Genomic DNA, 22,921 nt, shown 5'->3' with positions numbered 1-22,921 from the left:
GGCGGCGGCAGGAGGAAGCCGTACAGCGAGCGTCCCCTACGCCGTGATGACCGTACCCGTCTTGCCCTTCAAGCCGTCGGCAGCACACTCAAGAGAGGTGATGAGCGCACGCCCTTCGGGATGCTGCTCGACGAACTCGATGCAGGCTTCGACCTTCGGCAGCATCGAACCGGGAGCGAACTGGCCCTCGTCGATGTACTTTCTGGCCTCGGCCACCGTCATAGCATTCAGCTCCTGCTGCTCCGGCGTGTTGAAGTTGATGCACACCTTCTCGACCGCCGTGAGGATAACCAGCATGTCGGCACGGAAGTCGGCTGCAAGCTTGGCGCTCGAGCGATCCTTGTCGATAACCGCCGGCACACCGTGGTAGGAATCGTCCTTCTCGACGACCGGAACGCCGCCGCCGCCCGTGGAAACGACAATATAGCCATCGTCCATGAGATCCTTGATGGCATCGAATTCCACGATGCGCTGCGGCTTCGGGGAAGGCACCACCTGACGCCAACCGCGGCCGGCGTCCTCTTTATAGGTGTAGCCGGTCTCCTCGGCGCGCTTCATGGCCTCTTCCTCGGTAAGGAAGGCGCCTACGGGCTTCGTCGGGTTCTGGAATGCCGGATCCTCCGGGTAGACCACCGTCTGCGTGATGACGCATGCCGTGGAGCGCATGATACCACGACGCTTCATCTCGTTCAGGATGGCCTGCGACAGCTGATAGCCGATATAGCCCTGGCTCATAGCTCCGCACTCGGGAAACGGCATAGCCGGCGTCTTGCCGTCATGCGTGGAAGCGTAGTCGAATGCGTTATTGATCATGCCGACCTGCGGGCCGTTGCCGTGGGAGACCACGACGTTGATTCCCTCGGCCACCATATCAACGATGTGCTCGGCCGTGTTCTTCACCAGCTCCAGCTGCTCCTGCGGCGTGTCGCCCAAGGCGTTGCCGCCAAGAGCGATGACCACGGACTTGCCTTCGCCTTTCTGGTATGCCATAGTTCGTCTCCTTTCTTCTGATTACGACTAGGAGAGCGTGGCGTACATGACGGCCTTGATGGTGTGCATGCGGTTCTCGGCCTCGTCGAACACCTTGGACTGGGTCGACTCGAACACGGCATCCTCGACCTCCATCTCGGTGACGCCAAACTTCTCAGCGATCTCGGCGCCGATGGTGGTCTTGGTATCATGGAACGAGGGCAGGCAATGCATGAAGATAGCGTCATCGGAAGCCATGTCCATGACCTCTTTCGTCACGCGATAGGGCTCGAGAAGCTTGATACGCTCGGCCCAGATGTCGTCCGGCTCGCCCATGGACACCCAGATGTCGGTGTAGATGACGTTGGCGCCCGTGCAGGCCTCCTTCACGTCCTCGGTCAGGGTGATGGAAGCGCCGGTCTCGGCCGCTACTTTCTTGCACTCCTCGACGAGCTCGGCCTTCGGCATACGCGCCTTCGGGCCGCAAGCCACAAAGTGCAGACCCAGCTTCGCGCACACGACCATGAGCGAGTTCGCCACGTTGTTCTCGGCGTCACCCATGAACACGAACTTGAGACCCTTGAGACCCTGCGGGAAGTTCTCCTCGACCGTGAGCATGTCAGCGATCATCTGTGTGGGATGGAACTCGGTGGTCAGGCCGTTCCACACCGGCACGCCGGCGTTTGCGGCCAGATCCTCGACGATCTCCTGGGCAAAGCCGCGATACTCGATGCCGTCGTACATGCGGCCGAGCACGCGCGCGGTATCCTCGATGGACTCCTTCTTGCCCATCTGCGAGCTGCCGGGATCGAGATAGGTGACGCCCATACCCAGATCCATGCCGGCAACCTCGAACGAGCAGCGGGTGCGCGTGGAGGTTTTTTCGAACAGGAGCACGATGTTCTTACCTTCGAGGTAACGATGGGGGGTACCCGTCAGCTTGAGGTTCTTGAATTCTTTGGACAGCCTGATAAGATAGCGGATTTCCTCGGGGGTGAAATCCAGCAGCTTCAGGAAGTTGCGTCCGGAGAGGCTCGTGGGCATGATTCAATTCCTTTCGTCGTACGTTGCCAAGTTTTTCATCGATGTCCAACAAAGCGGGCGACGCCAAGTAAACCGCCCGCAGATTACCGCTTCCGTGGGGGATCCGTTCGGATCCCCCACGTTCGGGCGACAGCGGGTCTCGCCTCGCCCGGGAGTTAAAAGCTGAGCGCCTAGTCCTCGCGCCAGATGGGCATGCTCATGCAGCGTGGACCTCCACGACCGCGGGAGAGCTCTGCAGAGGGCATCTCGAGAACCTTGAGGCCCTTCTCCTTGAGCACGGCGTTTGTGACGTCGTTGCGCTCGTACACCACGATGGTGCCCGGTGCGATGCACAGCGTGTTCGAGCCGTCGTTCCACTGCTCGCGCTCGGCCGCAATGCGGTCGCCGCCGCCGCAGGGGATGAGCTCAACAGGATGACCCACATACTTCTCAAGGATATCCTCGAGCGTGTCGTTGATCTCCTTGACGTGGATGCCGCCCTGGCCGTCAGGAGTGATCTCGAACACGGTCAGAGGGCCAAGGATGCCCGGGTGCACCGTGAACTTGTCGACGTCGATCTGAGTGAACACCGTGTCGAGGTGCATGAACGCACGGGAGTTCGGGATATTGAACGCAAGGATCGTCTCGATGGGACTGGTGGAATCCTCGAAGATGTTCTTCGCGATAGCGTCGATCGCATCAGGCTCGGTACGCTGCGAAATGCCGATGGCCAACACCTTGTCGTTGATATTGAGGATGTCGCCGCCCTCGATGTGGAACGTGTTGTAACGGCTGTAGTACTCAGGGACGTCCTTGAACTCGGGGTGATACGTGAAGATGTACTCTCCGTAGATGGTCTCGCGGTTGCGCGTGACGGAGTACATACGATTTATGGACACGCCGTTGCCGATCATCGCGAACGGATCGCGGGTGAAGTACAGGTTCGGCATAGGGGCAACCACCATCTTCGACGAATCGCTCACCAGGTCGACAAGAGAGTTCGACTTGTCGGTGTGCAGTTCGGTGAGGTTGATGCCCTCCATCGTCTTAAGGACGAGGTCGTAGTTGTCGGGATAGTTGTCGTTAAGGTAATCGTAGATGATCTTCTGGTAGCGCTCGGTGCGAATTCCGGCCTCTTCGATGAACTGCTTGAGGAATTTTTCACGCAGCTCGGGGTTCTGATCGAGTACTTCGGCCATGAGCTTTTCGAGGTACACGACCTCAACGCCGTTGTCGCGCAGAATCTGCGCGAAGGCGTCGTGCTCTTCCTGGGCGACCTTCAAGAACGGGATATCGTCGAACAGCAGCTCCTCGAGCGTGTTCGGCGTCAGGTTCAGAAGCTCTCGACCCGGGCGGTGGAGCAGAACTTTTTTCAAAGGCTTGATTTCGCTTTTGACGTTCACACCAGCCATTGCAACCCTCCTTTTCTGTATGCATTTTCCAGATTTTCGCCATTCGGAACCGCCCGTTGCGCACCAGGCGTCCGTCCGATATCGCCAAAATCTCATGCTTCAGGTCAAATTGCAACCACAAAACTGAAACAAATCTGAACACGTCAAAATGCCTCGTGGTTTTTCGGCGAACGGAGTCATTCTTTTGTGCATTTCTCCATATTTTCGACAAATTTACTTTTTTACGATAAAGCACTGTAGCGGTTCGCATGCGCTTCAATCCCTTGTTTTGCGGCAAAAGAAACGCGTTTCAAGCTCGAAGCAGCCAAGTCTTTATTAATGTGAATGCATAAACATTCGAAAAGATGCAATTCCGATGCAAGCGTCTTATAGATAGCGGTCAAACAGGCCGTTCGCGATCTGCTTACCTGTGGAATTGAAACCGAGCGATTGTCGCATAACCCCTGTTACTTGCTGATATCCTCACAGACTCGGCCCTCTCGACCCCTTTGTCGCATCCTTTGTTCTCGCGCAGTAGTTTTACGGTATAATATCGGTGCTTTCCGAAAGGCGCCCATGGCTCAATGGATAGAGCAACGGACTTCTAATCCGTCGGTTGCAGGTTCGAATCCTGCTGGGCGCACCAGAATTCGAAGGTCGTCCGGCTCAACAAGGACGGCCTTTTTTATTTTCTAAAAATTAAACTTTTTATGATGTCATATTTATAATAGTATGGCAATAGACATTATTGCTTTTTTGGCACTTTGAAGACAAGGCGTAGTTCTCAGCGCTTCCTTGTAATCCTTCGGTAAACCGATTGGCAACGGTTCGTTTGGATGCGCCGTTTTGATGGCACCCTCCTTTATCATAGAAAGCTCAATCGCCGTGCGCTCACCTCTCGTCGACGAGCGTCGAAAGGAGCAACGCCAATGCCCTATCTAGAAAATCACACGTTGTACTACAAGAAATCCTGCCCTTATTGTCAGAAAGTTCTTCGGTTCATGGACGATCGAAAGATCATGATGGATACGCGCGATACGCTGCAGCCGGGCATTCAGAACGACCTTGTGCGCGTAGGAGGCAAAAAGCAGGTTCCCTGTCTGGTCGTCAACGGCAAACCGTTGTATGAATCGGACGACATCGTCGAATATCTCAGGACACAGGTGCCACAATAACCTGTACGCTTAACGATAGCGCGCTGCGCTCAAGATCATCCGCGAGAAAGACGTGCATGGAACCCGCTGCATTGGAGTACGTTCTCTCGCGAGTACCCTTACTCGCCGGGACTGCCCTCTTCGATAAGGACCATAGCCGTTGCAGGCGCAGGCTGCGGCCCTTTTGCGCACGAGAATCTCGTGCGCATGCGACGAATTTGCGGTACAATGAGCGTCGCGCAAAACGCGGGTGTGGTTCAATGGTAGAACCTGAGCCTTCCAAGCTCATGACGCGGGTTCGATTCCCGTCACCCGCTCCATCCGATTGCCAGGCCGAGGGCACCTTGCCTTCGGCCTTTTCACATCCCGTCGGCCTCCCCTACTACACAGAGGTACAGCCCGGCTTCATCAAGGCCTATGCGCGGGTTGCCCGCAATACACAAGCCGCCGTATCGCACGTGCGCTTCCCACTGCAAAGACGTCGATCCGAAAAACTCCCGTCCGCTGGGTAACGGCGATACCAAAGCACATTGACGTCGTATTGCCGAAGCCACCATCCCAAGCCAGGCATCGCTTTCGAAGCAGTACAGTCGCGTCGTCAGCCAACGCGAGCCGGCAGCACCCGAAGCGGAGGACGGACCGATGCGACCATGAACGCACAACTCGAAGCGTACAACCGAAAGAGGAGCTTCGACCGCACACCCGAGCCCAAGGGGATCGAAAGCGGATCGGGTTCTCCGACGGTCGATCCTTCCGACCGTCTCAGGTTCGTCGTACAGCACCACGTAGCACGGCGCGACCATTACGATCTGCGTCTCGAGTGGAACGGCGCGCTTTTGAGCTGGGCCGTTCCGAAAGGGCCATCCTTCGATCCACGTGACAAGCGGTTGGCTGTGCACGTTGAGAACCATCCCCTCGAGTACCGCTCGTTCGAAGGAACCATACCGAAAGGCGAGTACGGCGGCGGCACCGTGATGCTGTGGGACGAGGGATTTTGGACGCCGCTCGGCGACGTCGACGAAAGCCTCCGCAATGGAGAGCTGAAGTTCAAGCTATACGGGCAGCGGCTCAAAGGAGCTTGGGTGCTGGTCAAGCTTAGGCAAAAACCCGGCGAACGCGGCGACAATTGGCTTCTGATCAAGGAGCGCGACGAATTCGCTCAATCCGAAAACGCGATTTCGCCGTTCACGACGAGCATTGAAACCGGACGCACGATGGAAGAGATTGCGCAAGAAGCAGCCGAACATGGAGAGCGCAATCCCTTCAAGGAAACGCCGGTCCAGCTAGCCAAGCTTGTAACTGACGTCCCTACAGGCCGCAACTGGCTATACGAAGTAAAATACGATGGCTATCGCATCGTCGCATACGTCGAAGGCGGGCGAACGCGCCTTACGACGCGCAATGGACTTGACTACACCGATCGTTTTCCCGATATAGCCGCCTCGCTTTCTCGCTGGTCAGATGGTCGTGCGATGGTCCTCGACGGAGAACTCGTGGTGACGGACGAGGACGGACGGTCCGACTTCCAGGCGCTCCAGAGCTTTCTTCGAAGTCCCGAAGGCAAGCGACCCGCCTACATCGTGTTCGATCTCCTCGCGCTCGACGGTGAGGATCTACGCGATCAACCCCTTGTCGAGCGTAAGCGCCTCCTCGAGGAACTCGTACATGATGCGCCACTGGCTGTTCGCTTCAGTGCGCACGTCTCAGAGCAGGGGGAAGAGAGCTTCCGCGCCGCGTGCGAACTAGGCTTAGAAGGCATCGTCGGCAAACGAAGCGACTCTCGCTATCGTGGAAGGCGCACCGGCGATTGGATCAAGCTGAAATGCGACCGCAGCCAGGAGTTCGTCGTGGGAGGCTACACCTGCACCGAGAAAGCCCGTGCCGGCGTAAGCGCTCTTCTACTGGGCACCTTTGAGAACGGCGTTTTTGAATACGCAGGGCGTGCGGGGTCAGGCATCTCGGCAGATGATGCGCATGAGCTGCTCGAGCGGTTTCAGGGCCTTGAACGCTGCGACCCCCCGTTCTCGAACCCGCCTCGCGCTCGAACGGGAGAGTGCCTTACATGGCTCAAGCCTGAGCTTGTGGTTCAGGTGCGTTTTTCCGAATGGACCGAGGACGGCCAACTCCGCCATCCAAGCTACCAGGGCTTACGCGCCGACAAAGAACCCCGAGACGTTCATCGCGAGGATGCCGCCGGCGCGCCTCGACCCAGTGCCGCAAGCAACGACACCGACGATACGACTCGACGCGCTGCGAAGCAGAGCGAACCCGCTTCCCGCATCGCCTCCCCCGAACGCAACGCATCGAGCACAAATAGAACGGAGCATCGCATGACCACCGAGAACACCGGAGCCGCGCATGCCTTGGCGGAATCGAGCGACTCGAAGAACGGGCTCGAGCGCGCCTCCGACCCGCCAAGCTCAAAGCGACGCGCTGCCGAGCCGGGCGAGCGCTCGCCCCGTCCGAAGAGCCCCCGCGGAACCGCCGCGACTGACGGACTCGTGGTGGATGGCGTCCGCATCACGAGCCCGGACAAGCTCTTGTTCACCGATCCCGACGTGACCAAGGCCGACGTCGTACGCTATTACGCGCAAGCCGCCGAAGCCCTGCTGCCCTATGCGAGCGGGCGCATCTTGAGCATCGTACGCTGTCCGCGCGGCATTGAATCCGCATGCTTTTTCAAGAAGCATCCCGGTCCGGGCGCCGCAGGCGTCGTAACGGTAACCGTGCCGTCAAGCGATGGCACGCCGGAGGAGTACTTCTACGTGGACGACGTCCGAGGCATCGTCACGGAAGCGCAGATGGACACGCTCGAATTCCATGTATGGGGCAGTCGTGTGGAAACGCTCGAGCAGCCCGACATGATGGTATTCGATCTTGATCCCGACGAGGGCCTTGGTCTTGAGCAGATACGCCAAGGCGTGCGCGACTTGAAAGGGATGCTCGACGAGCTGTCGCTGACGTCGTTCCTCAAGACAAGCGGCGGTAAAGGCTACCATGTGGTCGTTCCGTTCGAACCCTCGGCCTCATGGGAGGCGTTCCATAGCTTCGCGCGGCGCATCGCCGACGTGATGGCGCAGCGTTGGCCCGACCGGTATACCAACAACATACGCAAGGCGAAGCGCAAGGGCCGTATCTTCATCGATTGGCAGCGCAACGGTCGAGGCGCCACAAGCATCGCCCCATATTCACTGCGCGCCCGCCACGGGGCCCGCGTGTCAACGCCTCTGTCATGGGACGAACTCGACCACGTTGCGCCCGATGCCGTGACGATGGCTGACGCCCTTGAGCGCATCGGTTCGCACAGCGATCCTTGGAAGGGCTTCTTCGATGTGGAGCAGGCATTAAAGCAATCGTAGCTATGCACAACCTCGCGCGCTGCAAAGCAAGCGTTCTTCCGAACGCGGCGCCTGGGCAAACGGATGCATTCCGGCGAAGACACGAAGTGCGCGATCAAACCGTAGTCGGAATATGATGGTCGGGGCGACAGGATTCGAACCTGCGACATCCTGCTCCCAAAGCAGGCGCGCTACCAAACTGCGCCACGCCCCGACGCCGAAACGGCAATGGGTATTATACCAGAAGCCTTGTCGAAGTGATGACGGCTTCGCGCTACCCCTCGGAATCGCCGAGGAAATGCAGGGAGGCTTCCAGCTGCTCGCGAAGGTCGCGCAGCGCATTGCCGCGATGAGACACCGCGTTCTTCTCGCCTTGGCTCACCTCGGCGAGCGTGCGCTTGCCGCCAAACACGTCCGGAAAGAACAGCGGATCGTATCCGAAGCCGCCTTCCCCCTGCTCTTCACGACCGATGCAGCCTCCGATCGTTCCCCGTGCGACCGTCTCGGTACCGTCCTCGTCGATAAAAACCAACGTGCTCACGAAGCGCGCTGTGCGCTCTCCATCCGGCATGTCGGCAAGCGCAGCCAGCAACTTTTGATTATTCGCGAAGTCATCGCACGGCTCGCCGGCGAACCGTGCCGAGCGCACTCCGGGAGCTCCGTCGAGCGCATCCACCTCAAGACCGGAGTCGTCGGCAAGTGACGCGAGTCCGCCAGATACCTCGTGCGCAGCGCGCGCTTTGATGCGAGCATTTCCTTCGAAGGAATCAGCAAGCTCCTCCGGATCAGACTCAAGTCCCAACTCGCGCAACGTACGGAACTCCCAGCCGGGGAAGTCAAGCGCCGTTGCGATCTCCGCAGCCTTGTGCGCATTGTTCGTTGCGAGCACTACCGTTTTCATGCCTCCGCCTTCCTTCGGCATATTCTTCCAGTTCCCGCCTCTTGCGACCCAGCCGCCCTCAAGCCAGCTCCACACGAGCAACCGTGTCGATAGGCGCGCGGAACACGCGGCTGCCGAAGCTCGCGAATTCGCTCACGTCCTCGCCCGTCGTGAAGAACTCGTAGCAAGGTCCATTATCGGATGGAGCCAGAGCATCGCGTCGCGCAAGAATCTCGGCGACGTCCAGCGCCGCTTCCCTCGCCGACGAAATCAGCGTGACGCCACGCCCGACGACTCCGCCGATAAGCGCTTTGAGCAGAGGGAAATGCGTGCAACCAAGCACGAGCGTGTCAATATCGCAACGACGGAGGGGTTCCAGGTACTCGCGCGCAATCTCCTCGAACGCAGGGCGAATATAGACCTTCGATGCAAGCGATGTGTAATTCTCAATGGGCCCCTCTGCCATACGGATGCCCTGTTCGGCAATTTCCACGAAGCGCGGCGTAGCTGTGGAGAATACCGTGATACCGGCGTCGAGATGGCGGATGGCGCGCGTGTAAGCATCCGATTCCACCGTGGCCTTCGTAGCCACGACGCCTACGCGACGGTTCTGCGTCGCATGAGCAGCCGCGCGAGCACCCGGCTCCACAACGCCGATGACCGGGACGGGGAACGTCCTCTGTGCATGCGCAAGTCCTGCCGCAGTCGCTGTGTTACAGGCGATGACGATGAGCTTCACCCCGCGCTCTACAAGCCAGGCGCCAATCTGCTGTACGAACCCATCCACTTCTGCTAGGTCGCGCGGCCCGTAGGGGCATCGCGCAGAGTCCCCCACATACACGATGGACTCTTGCGGCAGTGCTTTCGCAATTTCGCGCGCGACCGTGAGCCCACCGAAGCCGGAATCAAACACGCCTATGGGCGCGCAGGGGCTCACGCCCGACAAGAGAGCGCCCGCGGGCCCGTGCGTCGGAAACCGGAGGGAAGAAGTTTGGTTCGGTGCGCTTGGTATACTATCGTTCATGCTTGCCAGTATACTGCAAGCATTCTTCACCGAGACACTCGGATGCTTCGAGTCCTTGCGCGATCCATGATCGGTACGATCGAGTGGCCAGCAAGACGCAACGGAGCCCAAGTCGAATAGATAGGAAGGACTGGATGACGAAAGAACGCGATCGCAAGACCAACGCCATCCGCGTGCTCGACGCCGCGAGAATCGATTACCGCTCATGGTTCTTCGAGACGCCTATCGCGCTCTCGGGCGTCGAGTCGGCGCGCCGACTCGGAATCGACCAGGACCGCGTATTCAAAACACTCGTTACGCAAGGACGGTCGGGCGGCTACTACGTGTTCATGATCCCCGCAGGTCGCGAACTCAGCTTGAAGAAGGCGGCAGCAACGACCGGCGAAAAGTCCATTGCCATGATCAAGGCACGCGAGCTCCTGCCGCTTACGGGATACGTGCACGGCGGGTGCTCGCCCATCGGCATGAAGAAGCTCTTCCCTACATTTATCGACGAAACAGCGCTCCTACACGAGCGCATCGTATTCTCGGGCGGCCGCATCGGCTGCCAGGTGGAGGTCTCGCTCGAAGACCTGAGAGGCATCGTGCCGATAAAAGCGGCCGATCTCACGATCACCTGAACTACCAGTGACACACCACTACGTCGCCCGCCTGGATGATACCGTACAGTTCGCCTGCAGCCGACGGCGGCAGGTTCACGCATCCGTGGCTTCCATTGGTCTTGTAGCGCGTGCCTCCGAACGAGGACTGCCAATTAGCATCATGCAGGCCAACGCTGTTACCGACAAACGGCATCCAGTACTGTACCGGGGTCTCGTAAGTCTTCTTCCCGTTCTCGTAGCCGATAAGCGTGGACGGACTTGCCTTCTGGTTGAGCCAGTACACGCCGGTTGGCGTATCGCGTTTGCCGTTGGGCAGGCCTGATACGCACGGGGATTCCCACACGAGCGCCCCGGATTCGTCATAGAACCGCACATATTGCTCCGACAGGTCGATATCGCAGTAGCGCGCGCCCCAGTCCTGTCCTCCCGCACCGTTGTAGGCCTTGCCCGACGTGGAGCATGGTATCTCTACGGTAGCCTGCGTGCCATTGGCTACGGCGTCCTTAACCGTAGCGAGCAGCGCCTCAGAGTCCACCGTCCAGCCGTACGCCCCGCCGGACACCGTGATCGACTTGCCATCGGGACGCGTGTAGGACCGCTGCGTCCCCACCGTGTTGCAGTCGGACGCAAGCTGCTCGACCCATGCTGTGAGAGCTCCATCGTCAAGCGTCGCAGACAGATCCTCACCGAGAACAACCCATTGCGATATGAGGCCCGCGTCGAGCGTCGCCGCCGTGTCACCGGCCATGGTCAGAACGAGCTCGGCCGCGATCATGGTGTTCGCATTCGCAGTTGCCGTGGCAAGCGCCGCATCGGTGGAGAGCACAGTAGGCTTCAGCAGATCTTCGGCTGTGAGGGTTACCTTCGGATTAAGAACCGCCAGCGCTTCATCGGCCTTGCGGACGATCTGATCGGCATCGAGCGCAGTGCCGGCCGATTCAGGCTGGACAGCGAACGCCCCTTGGTCGGGATCGTAGGCGATGGTGGCGTTCACAGGCTGCTCGGCCGACGCGTTGAACTCCTCCACCGCTGAACGTATGGCGTCCTCGAGGCCCGTCCCATTCGAAACCGCGACGAGCTTGTCCGTCTCGTCGTGGTCGTTGCGCACTTCGAGCGGCCAAAGCCAGGGGTTCGTGTCGTCCAGCGTGTCACGAATGACCGACGCCTCGTCTATCGATAGCGCAGCATCGGACGAGGAGAGCGTAAGCGAAAAGCCGTCGCCGCCGATCGAGAGCGTATAGTCATCGATAGCTTCGACAAGCGCCTTCTCCGCGTCCGCCGCGGACATGAGCGATACGTCGATATCTCCAACGTTGGAATTCGGCATGAATCGATCGGTGAAGTAGACGGCGATCCCGGCGTAAACGGCAACGAGCAGGCCCAAGATGACGCCGAGCGTAATCCCGACCACCTTGAGCGGCTTGTTCTTGCGCGAGCGCTTGCTCGCCTTCGAGGCATCGACGGGCCGCACGCCCGGAAACGGAGCGCTTTGCTTGCTGGCGGCAACAGTGCTTTTCGGGGGCTTTGTACCGCGCTTCGCCGGCGGCATGGCTATCGTCGCGTCGGGAACCCGCGATGGAGCGGGCTTTCCTGCAAGGCCGGAACGCGCTGCCTGGCCACGAGCCGAGGAAGAAGACGGCGCAGTCCCGCTTCCTTGATCGGAAGCCTTCTTTGATGAGTCGGCCGTTGAAGGCCCGATCGCATGACGGCCCTGCGGAGCCGTGTTCTTTTTCTTGTTCATACTCGCTCTCATTGCTCGGGTGCTCGTTTCCATTGTAGCAAGATGCGGCAAAGCAACGGCAAACAAAAGGACGAGCGAAGCCCCTCTTGCTACGAGCGCCACAATATCGCCACGAGCGCTTCATATCGCGAACCGACGGCGACGTATCTTAACTCCCGACAAGAGCGCTTTTGAAAGGCGCAAGCATACCACGCCCTCTTGCGCCAGGCTCATCGGCCTGTCGTGCGCCCGTTGCTCGTTCCCGTTCGAAAGCGGCTCCTCGGACTCCCCGAACAACGTCGTTGCCTGCGCGCGGCTTGACAAACGAGCGGACGCGGTTAGAATGGATGTTCGCCGTTTGGCGGCCTGCCGGATGGTTTTCGGCGTTCGGACTTTGACAAGGTGGGGCCTTCGACCCGCACAGCTCGTCCCTCGACGAGCTCGCCTTGCATTGCAAGGGGGCGACTGGTTTCGACATGGTACGTCCGAAATGAGGAGCAGGTCGTGGTCTCCTCGCCACGTAAAACAGGGGTACCGTCAATTTAATTGGCAAAGCTAAGACTCAGAGCGCTCCGGCGCTCGCCATGGCTGCTTAATAGCACCAGGCTGTCGGCCTTAGGATTTCCCCGCCCTTTGGTCCGGCATCAACCTAGGGGAATGCGCTCGAGCACGTAGCCGGTATGGCTCGGGCAAAGATCGAACCGGCTAGGAAGCGCAACGCCCGTCGGCGGACCGCGCGCGACCGAATGCTGATCGCCGACTAAGCTTGTAGGGCCTCATGGACGATGTAGTATGGACCGGAGTTCGATTCTCCGCGCCTCCACCAGAGTAGGAAGCGTCGAACTATTCTTCTTTCGGAATGAGTTCGCGCTTGTGTATAGATTTGGGAGCGCCAGATAGGGGCGCTCCCATTTCGTATTGCAATCATAGGACGCCGTATTTTACGTTTTAAGACGTTTTAAGCCCGTTGGGGTACTCCGATACCCTAACGGGCTTTTTTGCGCCTTAAAACGCCTCTGAGAGCGTCAGAGAAGCAAAGGCGGATGCAGGTGCGCATCTCGCTCTCGCTCGATGCTGGGATTGGCCGCCCTGCGGGCGGCTGGTTCGGGTCTTGAGTCTGGGTACAGCAGGGGGCGGGCATGTGCGATTTCGGGTTCTGACACACTATCGCGAAAAAATAGTGTGTCAGAACTTTCCCCAGTTTATCGGGGAGTACGGGAAGGTGGCCGATTTCTGACACACTTGCGAAAAATTTAGTGTGTCGGTACTTTTCCCGTGTTCATCGGGGAGTACAACCATCTGACACACTTGACACACCTTTTTTTGAACTAATGCGCGCGAGAGAAAAAAATAAGTATATAGATATATATAGGGAAAAAATTTCTCTGTACGCGTAGGTTGGAAAAATAGTGTGTTTAGTGTGTCAAGCGTCCGAGGAAGCCGATAAATCCTACGAAAGTACCGACACACTATAAAAAATGGAAGTGTGTCAGAAAAACGGGCAATCGCTCGGGGAAGCCGATGAATGCGGGAAATCTCTGACACACTTCGAAGTGTGTCAAAGTGTGTCAGAGGTTCCCTCTCCTGCCGTGTACGGCCCTTCTTCTGCTTTCAGCTTCTTGGTGGCTCGTTCCACTTTCCAATCCGAGAGTGGAACGCAATGTTCCCCGTGTTTATCGGGGAGTAGAGGCGGATGTTCCACTTGTTCCACTTTTCGAACGCAGTAGTGGAACATGGGCGCGCGCAATATTTTTTTCGGGCGATTTCCGCTCGTATACGAGTGGAAACAAGCCTCTGACCTGCGGAGACGGAATATCGGGTATTGCGTTAATCGAGTTAACGCTGTATAATACCAGTTGCATAGATAAATGGCTCAGCACCCGTCCCGTCTTTGATGCGGGGTTGCTACCGGGAATAGGAGCCGAGCGCTCGGTCAAATAGGCCGTGCGTCACGGGCGAAATAACGAACACGAAGCTCCCGTGGAAACCGAGATAGACAAGGCATGTTCTGCCTATGTCCTTCTTTGGTTTCCACGGGAGCTTTTTTGTTCTCGTGAAACGGATTCTGAACATGGAGGTGGCTGATATGGCTAAAGAACAGAAGAAGACGAAGGGGTCGAAACCCCGTTACATGACGACGTACGAAGCGGCGGAATTGCTCGGCCTGAGCGCCGGGACGCTCCGCGTCTGGCGTTGTCAAGGCAAAGGCCCGAGTTACTACAAGGTCGGCAATGCGGTCCGTTACAAGGTGGATGACCTTGAGGCGTGGAAGAGCGCCAACGTGAGGCGCATTGAGCTAACGAATTAAGGAGGTGTGAATATGGGCAAAAAAGAAAACCGCCCCGATGCCTGCACAGCTTCCGGGACGGCCTCTACCTGTAATTATGATAGCACGTCCGTTTACGCAGGTCAAGACATGACCGAGAACGAGCTGATTAGAACGGTCACAGAGGATTATCTGGCGGACATCGACGTGGACATATGCTCCGCTCCCGAACAGGTCGAGCGGGAGCTTCTGCAGGCGACCAACAACGCCATCGAGGCGTACAACCGGGGTCCCCGCGACCCGTCCGCGCCAGTCGGAGCGTCGCTGAAGGACGCCTATCCCGACCAGAAGACGGGAGACGCCCGCCTGCGCCTGCGCAAGCACCTGGACCCGTACCAGATTGCGCTGATTGTGCGCGAGCTGCATCACGCGGTGGGCATCCTCTGGAAGGATGCGGGCGACGACGGCAACTTCGACATCGGCGTCTACCAGACGTCCGGCGACAACGAGGGCACCTACGACGTCTCCGAGGACGGTCTGACGCGGCTCATCCGCAGCTACGACAGCGCGATTACGATTCGCGGCGTCTACGAGACGATTGCGGTTCTCCGTTCCGTGTGCCCGCACGTCGAGCGTTGTCACGACCGTGACCTTATCGCCGTGAACAACGGCGTATACGATTATGGGAGCAAGATGCTCCTCGGTTTCGACCCGGAGTTCGTGTTCACCGGCAAGGTGCGCGTGGACTTCGTGAACAACGCGAAGAACCCCGTGATACATAACGACGAGGACGGCACCGACTGGGACGTCGTGTCCTGGATGGGCGAGCTGTCCGACGACGAGAGCATCGTACGGCTGCTGTGGCAGATTGTCGGAGCGGTCATCCGACCCGGCGTCAGCTGGAACAAGAGCGCGTGGTTCTACTCCACGTCCGGCAACAACGGCAAGGGCACGCTGTGCTCCCTCATGCGCAACCTGCTGGGGCGCGGTTCCTGGGAGTCCATCTCGCTGAAGGACTTCTCTTCCCCGTTCATGCTGGAGCCGCTGATGCGCATTTCCGCCGTAATCACGGACGAGAACGACACGGGCACATTCGTGGACGACGCGGCGGCGCTCAAGTCCATCATCACGGGGGACCCGTTCCAGCTGAACCGCAAGTTCAAGGAGCCGCGCACGGTCCTTTTCAAGGGGTTCATGGTCCAGTGCGTCAACGAGCTGCCGAGGCTCCGCGACAGGTCGGAGTCCATGTACCGCCGCCTGCTGGTCGTGCCGTTCGAGAAGCGCTTCGAGGGCAACGAGCGCAAGTACATCAAGGACGACTATCTGAAGCGCAAGGATGTGCTGGAGTACGTGCTGTATCACCTGCTGGCGGAGACCGACTACTACGAGTTGGACGAGCCGCAGGCATGCACCGCGCTCCTGGACGAGTTCCGGGAGGTCAACGACCCCGTTCGCCAGTTCCTGGGCGACGTGCTGCCGGAGGCATCCTGGGACATCCTCTCGTGGCAGTTCGTCCACGACCTGTACCGCCACTGGTTCCAGAGGAACATCCCGTCCGGCAGGCCCGAGAGCCGCAAGGCGCTCATCGCTGACATCAAGCGCCTCCTGCCGGAGTGGCATGAGTGGTCGTACACCGACAACCCGGTGTTCGTGCCCGACGAGATGAGGGCGCAGCCCGAGCCGCTGATTGCCGAGTACGAGGTGACCGAGTGGATGAACAAGGCGTACCGCGGTTCCGACCAGGGCCGTGTCTGCATGCCCGACCTGCCCGCCCGCGTGAGGGGTCTCGTGCGTACGGTGCCTCTCGGTTCGGGCGGTAGCAACGAAACAGATTCAGAGGATAAGGAGGATTAGGGATATGACGAATTTGACCAAGGAGGAGTACGCGAGGCTGCACCTGAAGGCCAAGCGCGGGATGCTCACAGCGGAGGAGAGGGCTGCATTGGAAGCGTATGAGGCTGCGGCGCAGCCCGCTCCTCAGACGCCCGTTCCGGCGGACACGGAAACGCTTCTCTGCTGTCCGTATTGCGGCCATGCGACTATCACAACGCAGATTGTGAGCGACGTGACGTATCGCAAGCCGGCCACGGTGATTGCGATGATGTTCGCTCCGCTCATTGCGGTTGTGCTGGCGTTCCTGTTGCGCAACATGTTCGTCACCGTACTGGCGCTGATAGTTGTCATTGTGTCCGCGCTTGTTCCGATGTGGGCGTTCTATCGTGGCAATTATTCGGTGACGCACAAGTATTACGTATGCAAGCGCTGCGGGTATGCCGAGCGGGATACGAAGTGGAAAATCGTGAACGACGGGGGCAAGGCGATTGAGGCCGTTGCTATGGGCATCGGTCTTACGCTCGTTCTGATTTTCTCGGTGTTCATGATTTCGAAGAACGTCGATTTTAGCTCTATGCCGACATGGGACATCCCGGCTGTCGAAGACACTAACGGCGGCAATGTTCAGGGCACCGATGGCGGTGGCGAGCAGACCATCGAGGACCTTGGTAACGGCACGATTTTGATGTACGGCGACATGCCGATTTCTGATTAAAGGAGGTATCCGATATGGCAACTAAGAAGCGTTACTCGGACATCAACAAGGCCATCAAGGAGGCCGAGGCGAGGCGCGAGGAGTATTACAAGCAGGTCGGTCGTGTGATGCTCGAAGAGTACCCCGAGCTGGGCGATATGAACGTCACCGACATGCGCAGGGCCGCACGCTTCCTGCGCGACAACCTGCCCGAAAAGGCATCTTCGAAGGGTGCCGAAGCGGGCAAGGCGACCGCCCAGAACGGAGCGCCTGCCGCGTCCGATTCGGGCGGCGATTCCGCCCACAATGCACGCGAGCCTATGCCCGTGAGGGGCTACGGCGAGGGCATGTAAAGGAGGCAGTCGTGCCTCCATCCGGCACCCCGCAAGGGGTGTCCGGCGTGCCCCGTTCCGAATGGAGAGTTCTGCCGAGTCGTCGGCTGAAACCGGTTGGGAACAGGGCACTCCTGGGGGTTCGAAGGGGACAGCGAAAGCTGCCCCCTCGCGAGCGGGACGTGTACATACAAAACGGAGGTATTTTTCGCCGCAGCGAAAAAACCGGAAGTTTTGTAGGGACAAGTCCCATGCTCGCTACCTTTTTTCCCTGCGAAAGCATTTGCGAGAAATCGCGTCGAACAGACGCGGGCGATTGATAGAAAAAAGGGAGGTGTTGATATGGCAGTGAGTGCCGAAAAGAGAAGCAGCCGCGTGCGCCGCCAGGCGTCCAAGAAGCAGCGCAAGAACCGTACCGTGCAGGTGCGATTCTCGGACGAGGAGCTTGCTGCTTTGGATGCGGTCTGCGAGAGCACGGGCATGACCCGCTCCGCCGTGCTGCGCAGCTGGACCGTGCCCGGCGAGGGCGCTGGTTCCAACCCCGTGTACGTGGTGACGAAGAACGCCGACGCGGAGCGTCTGGCGATGGAGGCGAGGCGCATAGGCGTCAACGTGAACCAGATTGCGAGGACGCTGAACGCCGAGGCGAAAGGGCGCGGGGGCATGCTCCGCTCCGACACCCTGAACGGATGCGAAAAGGGCCTCGAAGAGGTGCGCGGCGAGCTGTCGAAGCTGGCCCGCGAGGTGGAGACCCTGCGCCAGGATTTCGGGTCGGACATGTTCTCCGCGCTGATGTACTCGGATGACCCGGGCAGGTTGAGGCGGCTCGTCAATTACTGGTTCGGGATGGGAGGTGATGCCTGATGTCAACGACTCACATCCAGCCTCTGCCGAACGTCTACGGGCGCATGGCCTACACGGAACTCGGCGAGGGAAAGAAGCGCACCGAGAACATCCAGAACGGGACGAACCGCATCGCCGCCCAGATGGGCGACGGTGACTCCCGCGAGGAGTTCGTGCGCTTCTGCTCCGCCATGAAGAGGCAGAACCAGGGGCGTGAGAACGAGGGGTTCGAGGTGCGTGTCTCGTGGGCACCCGAGGAGCTGTCCAAGGACGACCCCGAGGACATCCAGCGAGCCTGCGAGTACGGCTACCTGCTGTGCAAGGAGGTGGCACCCAACGCCCCGTGCTGGGTCACGGTCCACACCGACGGTGAGGGCGGCTGCGTGCACGTCCACGCCACCATAGCGAACCACGATTTGGAGACGGGCAACGCCATCGCGCACGGCACCGACTACGCCACGGTCAAGCGCAAGAACGACCAGTTGAGCAGGCAGATGGGCTTCTCCGTGGTGGGTCCCCAGCCGGGCGCGCAGAGGACGAGATGGGCGGACCGTAAGAGCGAGTTCGAGCCGGGCGCTTTCGAGCGCATGCTGGGAAACCGCGTCGAGGAAGCCCGCAACGCGTCGTCCAGCATGGACGAGTTCCGCGAGGAGCTTAGGCTGCGCGGCGTGGAGCTGAACGAGGTGCGCAAGGTGGACAAGGAGACCGGCGAGGAGACCGTGGGCTGGAGCTACAAGGCGCACGACCCGCTGGGCAAGACCAAGCGCAAGAGAAGGCGCCGCGCCTCCAACCTCGCCGACGACCTGACCAAGGAAAGCGTCGAGGCCTACTTCGAGGAGAAGCAGAGGCAGGCGGAGGCCCAGAAGGAAGACGCGCCGGCACCTGTTCCAGTGGCAACCGTCGCGGCGGAACCGCAGACGGATTCCCCGGCAGAGCCTTCATTCGACGTGTACGCGGTCGAGGAGTCCGATGTGGCGCAGATGGCGGGCGACCTCCAGAGGGCGCACATCAACCGCTGCCGCGAGAGCGGCGAGCCGTTCATGGGCGAGCGCTACGGGCAGCTCATGGAGGCGGAGCGCCACCCCGAGGAGCAGCTGGCGAAGCTGCAAGCCGAGGTGGACGCTGCGAGGCGCGAGTTCCACGCCTCCAAGGAGGCCCGCGACGCGCTCAACCACCCGTGCCCGAACCTGCTGGCCGGTACATGGGTGTTCGCCAAGGCCGGGCGCGACGCCAGGGACCCCGTGTCCCGCATGATGGCGGACATGACGGCCATGATGCTGCGCATGCTGATTCAGCAGGCCATGGAGGAGCAGCGCCGCCGGGAGCGCGAAGCTGCGGAGAGGCGTCTGTACGAGTCCCGCAGGAACATGTGGGACGCCGAGAAGCGCCTGAAGTCAGCCGAGAAGGCCCTTGCCCACGAGGACGAGCGCGAGGAGCAGGCAAAGCGCGTGCGCCTGCAGGAACGCGAGGACAAGGCGGCAAGGCGCGCCGGTGGCCGCGTGAAATACGGGGCCGATGCGGACAAGCAGTACGAGTAGATGGATAGGGAGGTTGTGTAAATCAATGATTGAAGATAAGACTGTTACGATGCAGTATTATGTGTTGCCTTACGAGATGATGGATATTAAACCGGGCGATGCGATAGAAAGCGTTGCGCGTCATGTATATCTCAACATGCCGTTGAACGATGTGTATGAGGAATTGTTCGGAAAGGCGGTTAAAGAATATGACGCTCATCAGAAGCGTCATGACCGCCGTTATGGTGGCATAGATGGCTATATGGCGAGGGTTGATGCCGATTTAAGAGGGCGAAATCGTCATAATAGTGACGAAAAGGGTCAGCGCCTTGCGTATGAGGTTGTCGTTTCTCTCGGCTTCGATGAATCGAGTATGTCGAAAGTTTATACTCCGATTGAATTGCACGATGAGGTGCGTATGCGCCTTAGTATTTTGGAATCGTATTTTAATTCGTGGGATAGGCGCAATCCTCGTTTGCGCCTCTTCCGTGTGTATTCCTGTGGTAAGTCTGATTGGACTGACTCAAAGGGAGGTACGATACATCTTCATCTTGCCTTTGTTCCGTGGGCAGATAGATACGAGCGCGGACCTTCCATTCAGACGAGCCTGAATCGTGCGATGGCGCAGCAGAGATGCGAATCTGAGGGCTTGATGCATAATTCCTGTGCAGTATGGATGGACCGCGAAATAGCTTTTATTGAGAAGTTGTTCGTAGAAAAGTACGGGCGCAAGGTTATTCGTCTGGATACTGACATGAATAAGGCGGGTCCTTTATACAAGATGGAAAAGATGCGCCAGAAGATAGACGATATGGAGTGGGCGTTGATGGTTGCCCATAAAGAAGTCGCTTCTGCTTCTGAGACGTTGGCGATGGTTGAGAGGATGAAAGCGTTTCGGATGCCCGACGGTCGGAGTCTTTGGGAGTATAGTCTCTCTCTTAGGTCAGTTTACAAGGAACTACACGCAGACCGTGAAACGGGCTGCTGACAACAAACGGCGGTATGCTCCCGGAGAGGGCAGCATACCGCCTGTTTTGTTGTCTAGGGTTTCCAAAGGGGTGCCCCCTTTGGCACACGACTTTGCTTGCAAAGTGTAGTGTGTTATACCTGCTGGCGTGGCTGACAGAGGAAACGGGGTGCGGTGCTTCTTGCACCCCGTTTGCTCCGGCAGGAAAACAGGCTGAATTTTTGCGAATGGGAATGAGCAAAAAATCGGCCTGTTTTCAGAGAACGGCGGCAGGTATATGAAAGCCCCCGTCCCTCGTCCTTCGCTCCGACTTCTTTCTTTGTCTGTATTCTCTCAAAATCTCGCGGCACCTGTTTTGAAGCCACTCTGTTGTCTCAGTATCGTTTTCGACAGCGTTTTCGTATATTTCCGTCAGCCCTATCCGCAGCTCATAGCATAAAATTCGCTCGGTATATCTCGGCAGGTGAGAGTATTTTCTCTCCCAATACGCCGCAGTTTTTTCCATGCACATGAGCCATGTCCGCCAAAAATACGCGGTCGCGATGTCGTAAAGAAAGTCCCCGTAAGCCGCGCAGTCCCAGTCTATAACGCCACTTATCCTCGATTTTTTGCCTACGATAACATTATTCGAGCCGAAATCCCCGTGGAACAGCGCTCTTTCTTCCGGGCAATAAGATATAAGCTCACGATATGCCGCGAGAAGCTCGTCGATGAGTGAGAGGTTAACATAGCTCCTGCTTACCGCCGTCCAGTCTCTCTCGAATACCTCCGCAAGATATTCTCTCCAGCTGTAAAACGGAGCGTTTCCCGTATCGCTGTCAAACACGCCGCAGCCGGAAGTGCCTGATATATCGGTTCGCGATATTGCTTCGGTTACATCCGTAATATCGCCGAGCAGTCGCACAACCGTTTCTTCATCGGAGTCCTCATATGTAATCCCGTCCGCTTTTACGCTGATGCAGAAGTAGTGCGTGCCGTCAAAGTTGCCTGTTTCAACAACCTCTGGAATAGGAACTCTATCCGAGCGGAAGTGCTCATAGGCGTATTTGTCTTTTTTGAAGCCTTCCATATTTGAATTTATGCGCACGACATATTCTCTGCCGCCACGCGAAAACCAATACGCCTGTGACTCCTGCCCTTCTTTTATCGGAAAAAGCCTTATATCCTCACCGTACTTTCGGCTTAAAAACTCTGTGATGCTTTCTTTTGAATAATCGCTTTTCATGTTGGCTCTGTCACAACAAATGGTTGATTTTTGACGAGAAATAGCGTATAATAATAGTAAAAAACAGTACCACCGAAGGAGGTAATTGGATATGCCTACTATCAAAGACGCATTAGATATTATCGGTAAGTTGACTGTCGCAGAGCAGGAAAGCCTTAAAACAATGCTTTTAAGTCCTGCCTTTGTAAAGTCTTTGAATATTGAAGATTTCGTAGCAAAGGAACGCTTTGCAAATGGTCGTGTATGCCCTCTTTGTGGCTGTATCCATGTGGTTCGCAATGGTCATCGTAAAGATGGCACACAGCGATATGTATGTAAGGATTGTGGCAAGTCCTTCGTGATTGCTACGAACTCCATTGTGTCTGGTACAAGAAAAGACTTGTCCGTGTGGGAGCAGTACATTGATTGTATGATGAATGGCTTATCCATTCGTAAGACTGCTGTTGCTTGTGGGATTCACAGAAACACCGCATTCCTTTGGAGACACAAGATTTTGGATGCACTTCAGAATATGGCAGACGATGTTACCCTTGACGGCATTATTGAGGCTGACGAAACTTTTTTCGCCATCTCGTACAAGGGCAATCATAGCAAGAGTAAGACATTTGCTATGCCACGCAAGGCTCATAAGCGTGGTCATTCTACACATATCAGAGGCTTGTCCCAAGAAAAGGTATGTGTTCCTTGTGCGGTTAATAGGAATGGCTTGTCTATCTCCAAGATTACGAATACTGGTAGAGTTTCTACAAGAGATTTACATCATATTTATGATGGTAGGATTAAGACCAATTCCACTCTTGTTACGGACAAGATGAACTCCTATGTGAGATTTACAAATGCCAATGGCATTGACCTTGTGCAGTTAAAGACTGGCAAAGCCAAGAAAGGCATTTATAATATCCAACATATCAATAGCTACCATAGCCAGCTAAAGAGGTTTATGCGTGGCTTTAACGGTGTTTCTACCAAGTATCTGAACAACTATCTTGTGTGGAATAACCTTGTAAATTACGCCAAAGAAAGCGACATGGAGAAAAGGAACATCTTCTTAACTTTCGTTTTGGCAACATTGAAAACTGCTAAATGCAGAGATTTATCAAACAGACCAGCAGTTCCTCTGGTCGCCTAATTAGAATTTGTGGA

The 22,921-nt window shown here is 57.6% G+C and carries 18 protein-coding genes, 3 tRNA genes and 1 other RNA gene; 14 read left to right on the top strand and 8 right to left on the bottom strand.

The annotated features are described in order from the left end of the window. Positions 1–36: 36 nt before the first annotated feature. The 3 genes from arcC to arcA all read right to left on the bottom strand — a co-directional run bounded on the left by arcC (position 37) and on the right by arcA (position 3,404). On the bottom strand, positions 37–990 hold the full coding sequence (gene arcC, locus ABGT83_RS01970) for a carbamate kinase (protein WP_103265244.1): 954 nt from the start codon (positions 988–990) through the stop codon (positions 37–39). Between the two features lie 27 nt (positions 991–1,017). Beyond that, positions 1,018–2,013, bottom strand: coding sequence for an ornithine carbamoyltransferase (gene argF, locus ABGT83_RS01965; protein ID WP_103265245.1), 996 nt, complete (start codon positions 2,011–2,013; stop codon positions 1,018–1,020). 170 nt (positions 2,014–2,183) lie between these two features. Next, on the bottom strand, positions 2,184–3,404 hold the full coding sequence (arcA, locus tag ABGT83_RS01960) for an arginine deiminase (RefSeq protein WP_103265246.1): 1,221 nt from the start codon (positions 3,402–3,404) through the stop codon (positions 2,184–2,186). Positions 3,405–3,953: 549 nt separating this feature from the next. Between arcA and ABGT83_RS01955 the strand changes: the two genes are divergently transcribed. The 4 genes from ABGT83_RS01955 to ligD all read left to right on the top strand — a co-directional run bounded on the left by ABGT83_RS01955 (position 3,954) and on the right by ligD (position 7,896). Continuing rightward, positions 3,954–4,029 (top strand) — tRNA-Arg (locus ABGT83_RS01955). Between the two features lie 283 nt (positions 4,030–4,312). After that, a complete protein-coding gene (locus tag ABGT83_RS01950; RefSeq protein WP_103265247.1) occupies positions 4,313–4,558 on the top strand; it encodes a glutaredoxin family protein in 246 nt (81 codons plus the stop codon). Between the two features lie 225 nt (positions 4,559–4,783). Further along, a tRNA-Gly gene (locus ABGT83_RS01945) sits at positions 4,784–4,857 on the top strand. A 330-nt stretch (positions 4,858–5,187) separates the two neighbouring features. Then, complete coding sequence (gene ligD / locus ABGT83_RS01940; RefSeq protein ID WP_346685669.1) at positions 5,188–7,896, top strand: non-homologous end-joining DNA ligase; 2,709 nt, start codon at positions 5,188–5,190, stop codon at positions 7,894–7,896. Between the two features lie 116 nt (positions 7,897–8,012). Here ligD and ABGT83_RS01935 read toward each other — a convergent pair. The 3 genes from ABGT83_RS01935 to murI all read right to left on the bottom strand — a co-directional run bounded on the left by ABGT83_RS01935 (position 8,013) and on the right by murI (position 9,701). Continuing rightward, a tRNA-Pro gene (locus tag ABGT83_RS01935) sits at positions 8,013–8,089 on the bottom strand. A gap of 60 nt (positions 8,090–8,149) precedes the next feature. Continuing rightward, the gene (rdgB, locus tag ABGT83_RS01930; RefSeq protein WP_346685668.1) at positions 8,150–8,776 is read right to left on the bottom strand and encodes an RdgB/HAM1 family non-canonical purine NTP pyrophosphatase; all 627 of its coding nucleotides are present in this window, start codon (positions 8,774–8,776) and stop codon (positions 8,150–8,152) included. Positions 8,777–8,834: 58 nt separating this feature from the next. Next, on the bottom strand, positions 8,835–9,701 hold the full coding sequence (gene murI, locus ABGT83_RS01925; RefSeq protein WP_338065896.1) for a glutamate racemase: 867 nt from the start codon (positions 9,699–9,701) through the stop codon (positions 8,835–8,837). Between the two features lie 212 nt (positions 9,702–9,913). Between murI and ybaK the strand changes: the two genes are divergently transcribed. Then, positions 9,914–10,399: a Cys-tRNA(Pro) deacylase gene (ybaK, locus tag ABGT83_RS01920; RefSeq protein ID WP_103265250.1), complete on the top strand. Its 486-nt coding sequence runs from the start codon at positions 9,914–9,916 to the stop codon at positions 10,397–10,399. A gap of 1 nt (position 10,400) precedes the next feature. Here ybaK and ABGT83_RS01915 read toward each other — a convergent pair whose 3' ends face one another. Beyond that, the gene (locus tag ABGT83_RS01915) at positions 10,401–12,122 is read right to left on the bottom strand and encodes a L,D-transpeptidase family protein (RefSeq protein WP_346685667.1); all 1,722 of its coding nucleotides are present in this window, start codon (positions 12,120–12,122) and stop codon (positions 10,401–10,403) included. 436 nt (positions 12,123–12,558) lie between these two features. Here ABGT83_RS01915 and ssrA point away from each other — a divergent pair. From ssrA to ABGT83_RS01875, 8 genes are all read left to right on the top strand, one after another. Beyond that, positions 12,559–12,927: a transfer-messenger RNA gene (gene ssrA, locus ABGT83_RS01910) on the top strand. 1,260 nt (positions 12,928–14,187) lie between these two features. Continuing rightward, a complete protein-coding gene (locus ABGT83_RS01905; protein ID WP_202977516.1) occupies positions 14,188–14,409 on the top strand; it encodes a helix-turn-helix transcriptional regulator in 222 nt (73 codons plus the stop codon). Positions 14,410–14,421: 12 nt separating this feature from the next. Next, entirely contained in the window at positions 14,422–16,221 is a 1,800-nt protein-coding gene (locus tag ABGT83_RS01900; RefSeq protein WP_346685666.1) for a DNA primase family protein, read from the top strand. A gap of 4 nt (positions 16,222–16,225) precedes the next feature. Continuing rightward, entirely contained in the window at positions 16,226–16,915 is a 690-nt protein-coding gene (locus ABGT83_RS01895; protein WP_009609068.1) for a hypothetical protein, read from the top strand. A 14-nt stretch (positions 16,916–16,929) separates the two neighbouring features. Beyond that, positions 16,930–17,247, top strand: a complete 318-nt coding sequence (locus tag ABGT83_RS01890; protein ID WP_290995837.1) for a hypothetical protein — start codon at positions 16,930–16,932, stop codon at positions 17,245–17,247. A 321-nt stretch (positions 17,248–17,568) separates the two neighbouring features. Further along, complete coding sequence (locus ABGT83_RS01885) at positions 17,569–18,090, top strand: plasmid mobilization protein (RefSeq protein WP_013979604.1); 522 nt, start codon at positions 17,569–17,571, stop codon at positions 18,088–18,090. Beyond that, positions 18,090–19,607, top strand: a complete 1,518-nt coding sequence (locus ABGT83_RS01880; RefSeq protein ID WP_290995845.1) for a relaxase/mobilization nuclease domain-containing protein — start codon at positions 18,090–18,092, stop codon at positions 19,605–19,607. The genes ABGT83_RS01885 and ABGT83_RS01880 overlap by 1 nt, the downstream gene beginning before the upstream one ends. 25 nt (positions 19,608–19,632) lie before the next feature. Continuing rightward, the gene (locus ABGT83_RS01875; protein WP_346685665.1) at positions 19,633–20,574 is read left to right on the top strand and encodes a hypothetical protein; all 942 of its coding nucleotides are present in this window, start codon (positions 19,633–19,635) and stop codon (positions 20,572–20,574) included. A 235-nt stretch (positions 20,575–20,809) separates the two neighbouring features. Here ABGT83_RS01875 and ABGT83_RS01870 read toward each other — a convergent pair whose 3' ends face one another. Beyond that, positions 20,810–21,778 (bottom strand): phosphotransferase, encoded by a 969-nt coding sequence (locus ABGT83_RS01870; protein WP_346685664.1) that lies wholly within the window; start codon positions 21,776–21,778, stop codon positions 20,810–20,812. 91 nt (positions 21,779–21,869) lie between these two features. Between ABGT83_RS01870 and ABGT83_RS01865 the strand changes: the two genes are divergently transcribed. Next, on the top strand, positions 21,870–22,907 hold the full coding sequence (locus ABGT83_RS01865; protein WP_002837184.1) for an IS1595-like element ISSag10 family transposase: 1,038 nt from the start codon (positions 21,870–21,872) through the stop codon (positions 22,905–22,907). Positions 22,908–22,921 lie beyond the last annotated feature (14 nt).

It is taken from the genome of Enteroscipio rubneri (assembly GCF_963929405.1).
GTDB classification, from domain to species: domain Bacteria; phylum Actinomycetota; class Coriobacteriia; order Coriobacteriales; family Eggerthellaceae; genus Enteroscipio; species Enteroscipio rubneri.
Note: the sequence above shows the minus strand (reverse complement) of the source record. Positions and strands in the feature narration are given on the sequence as shown.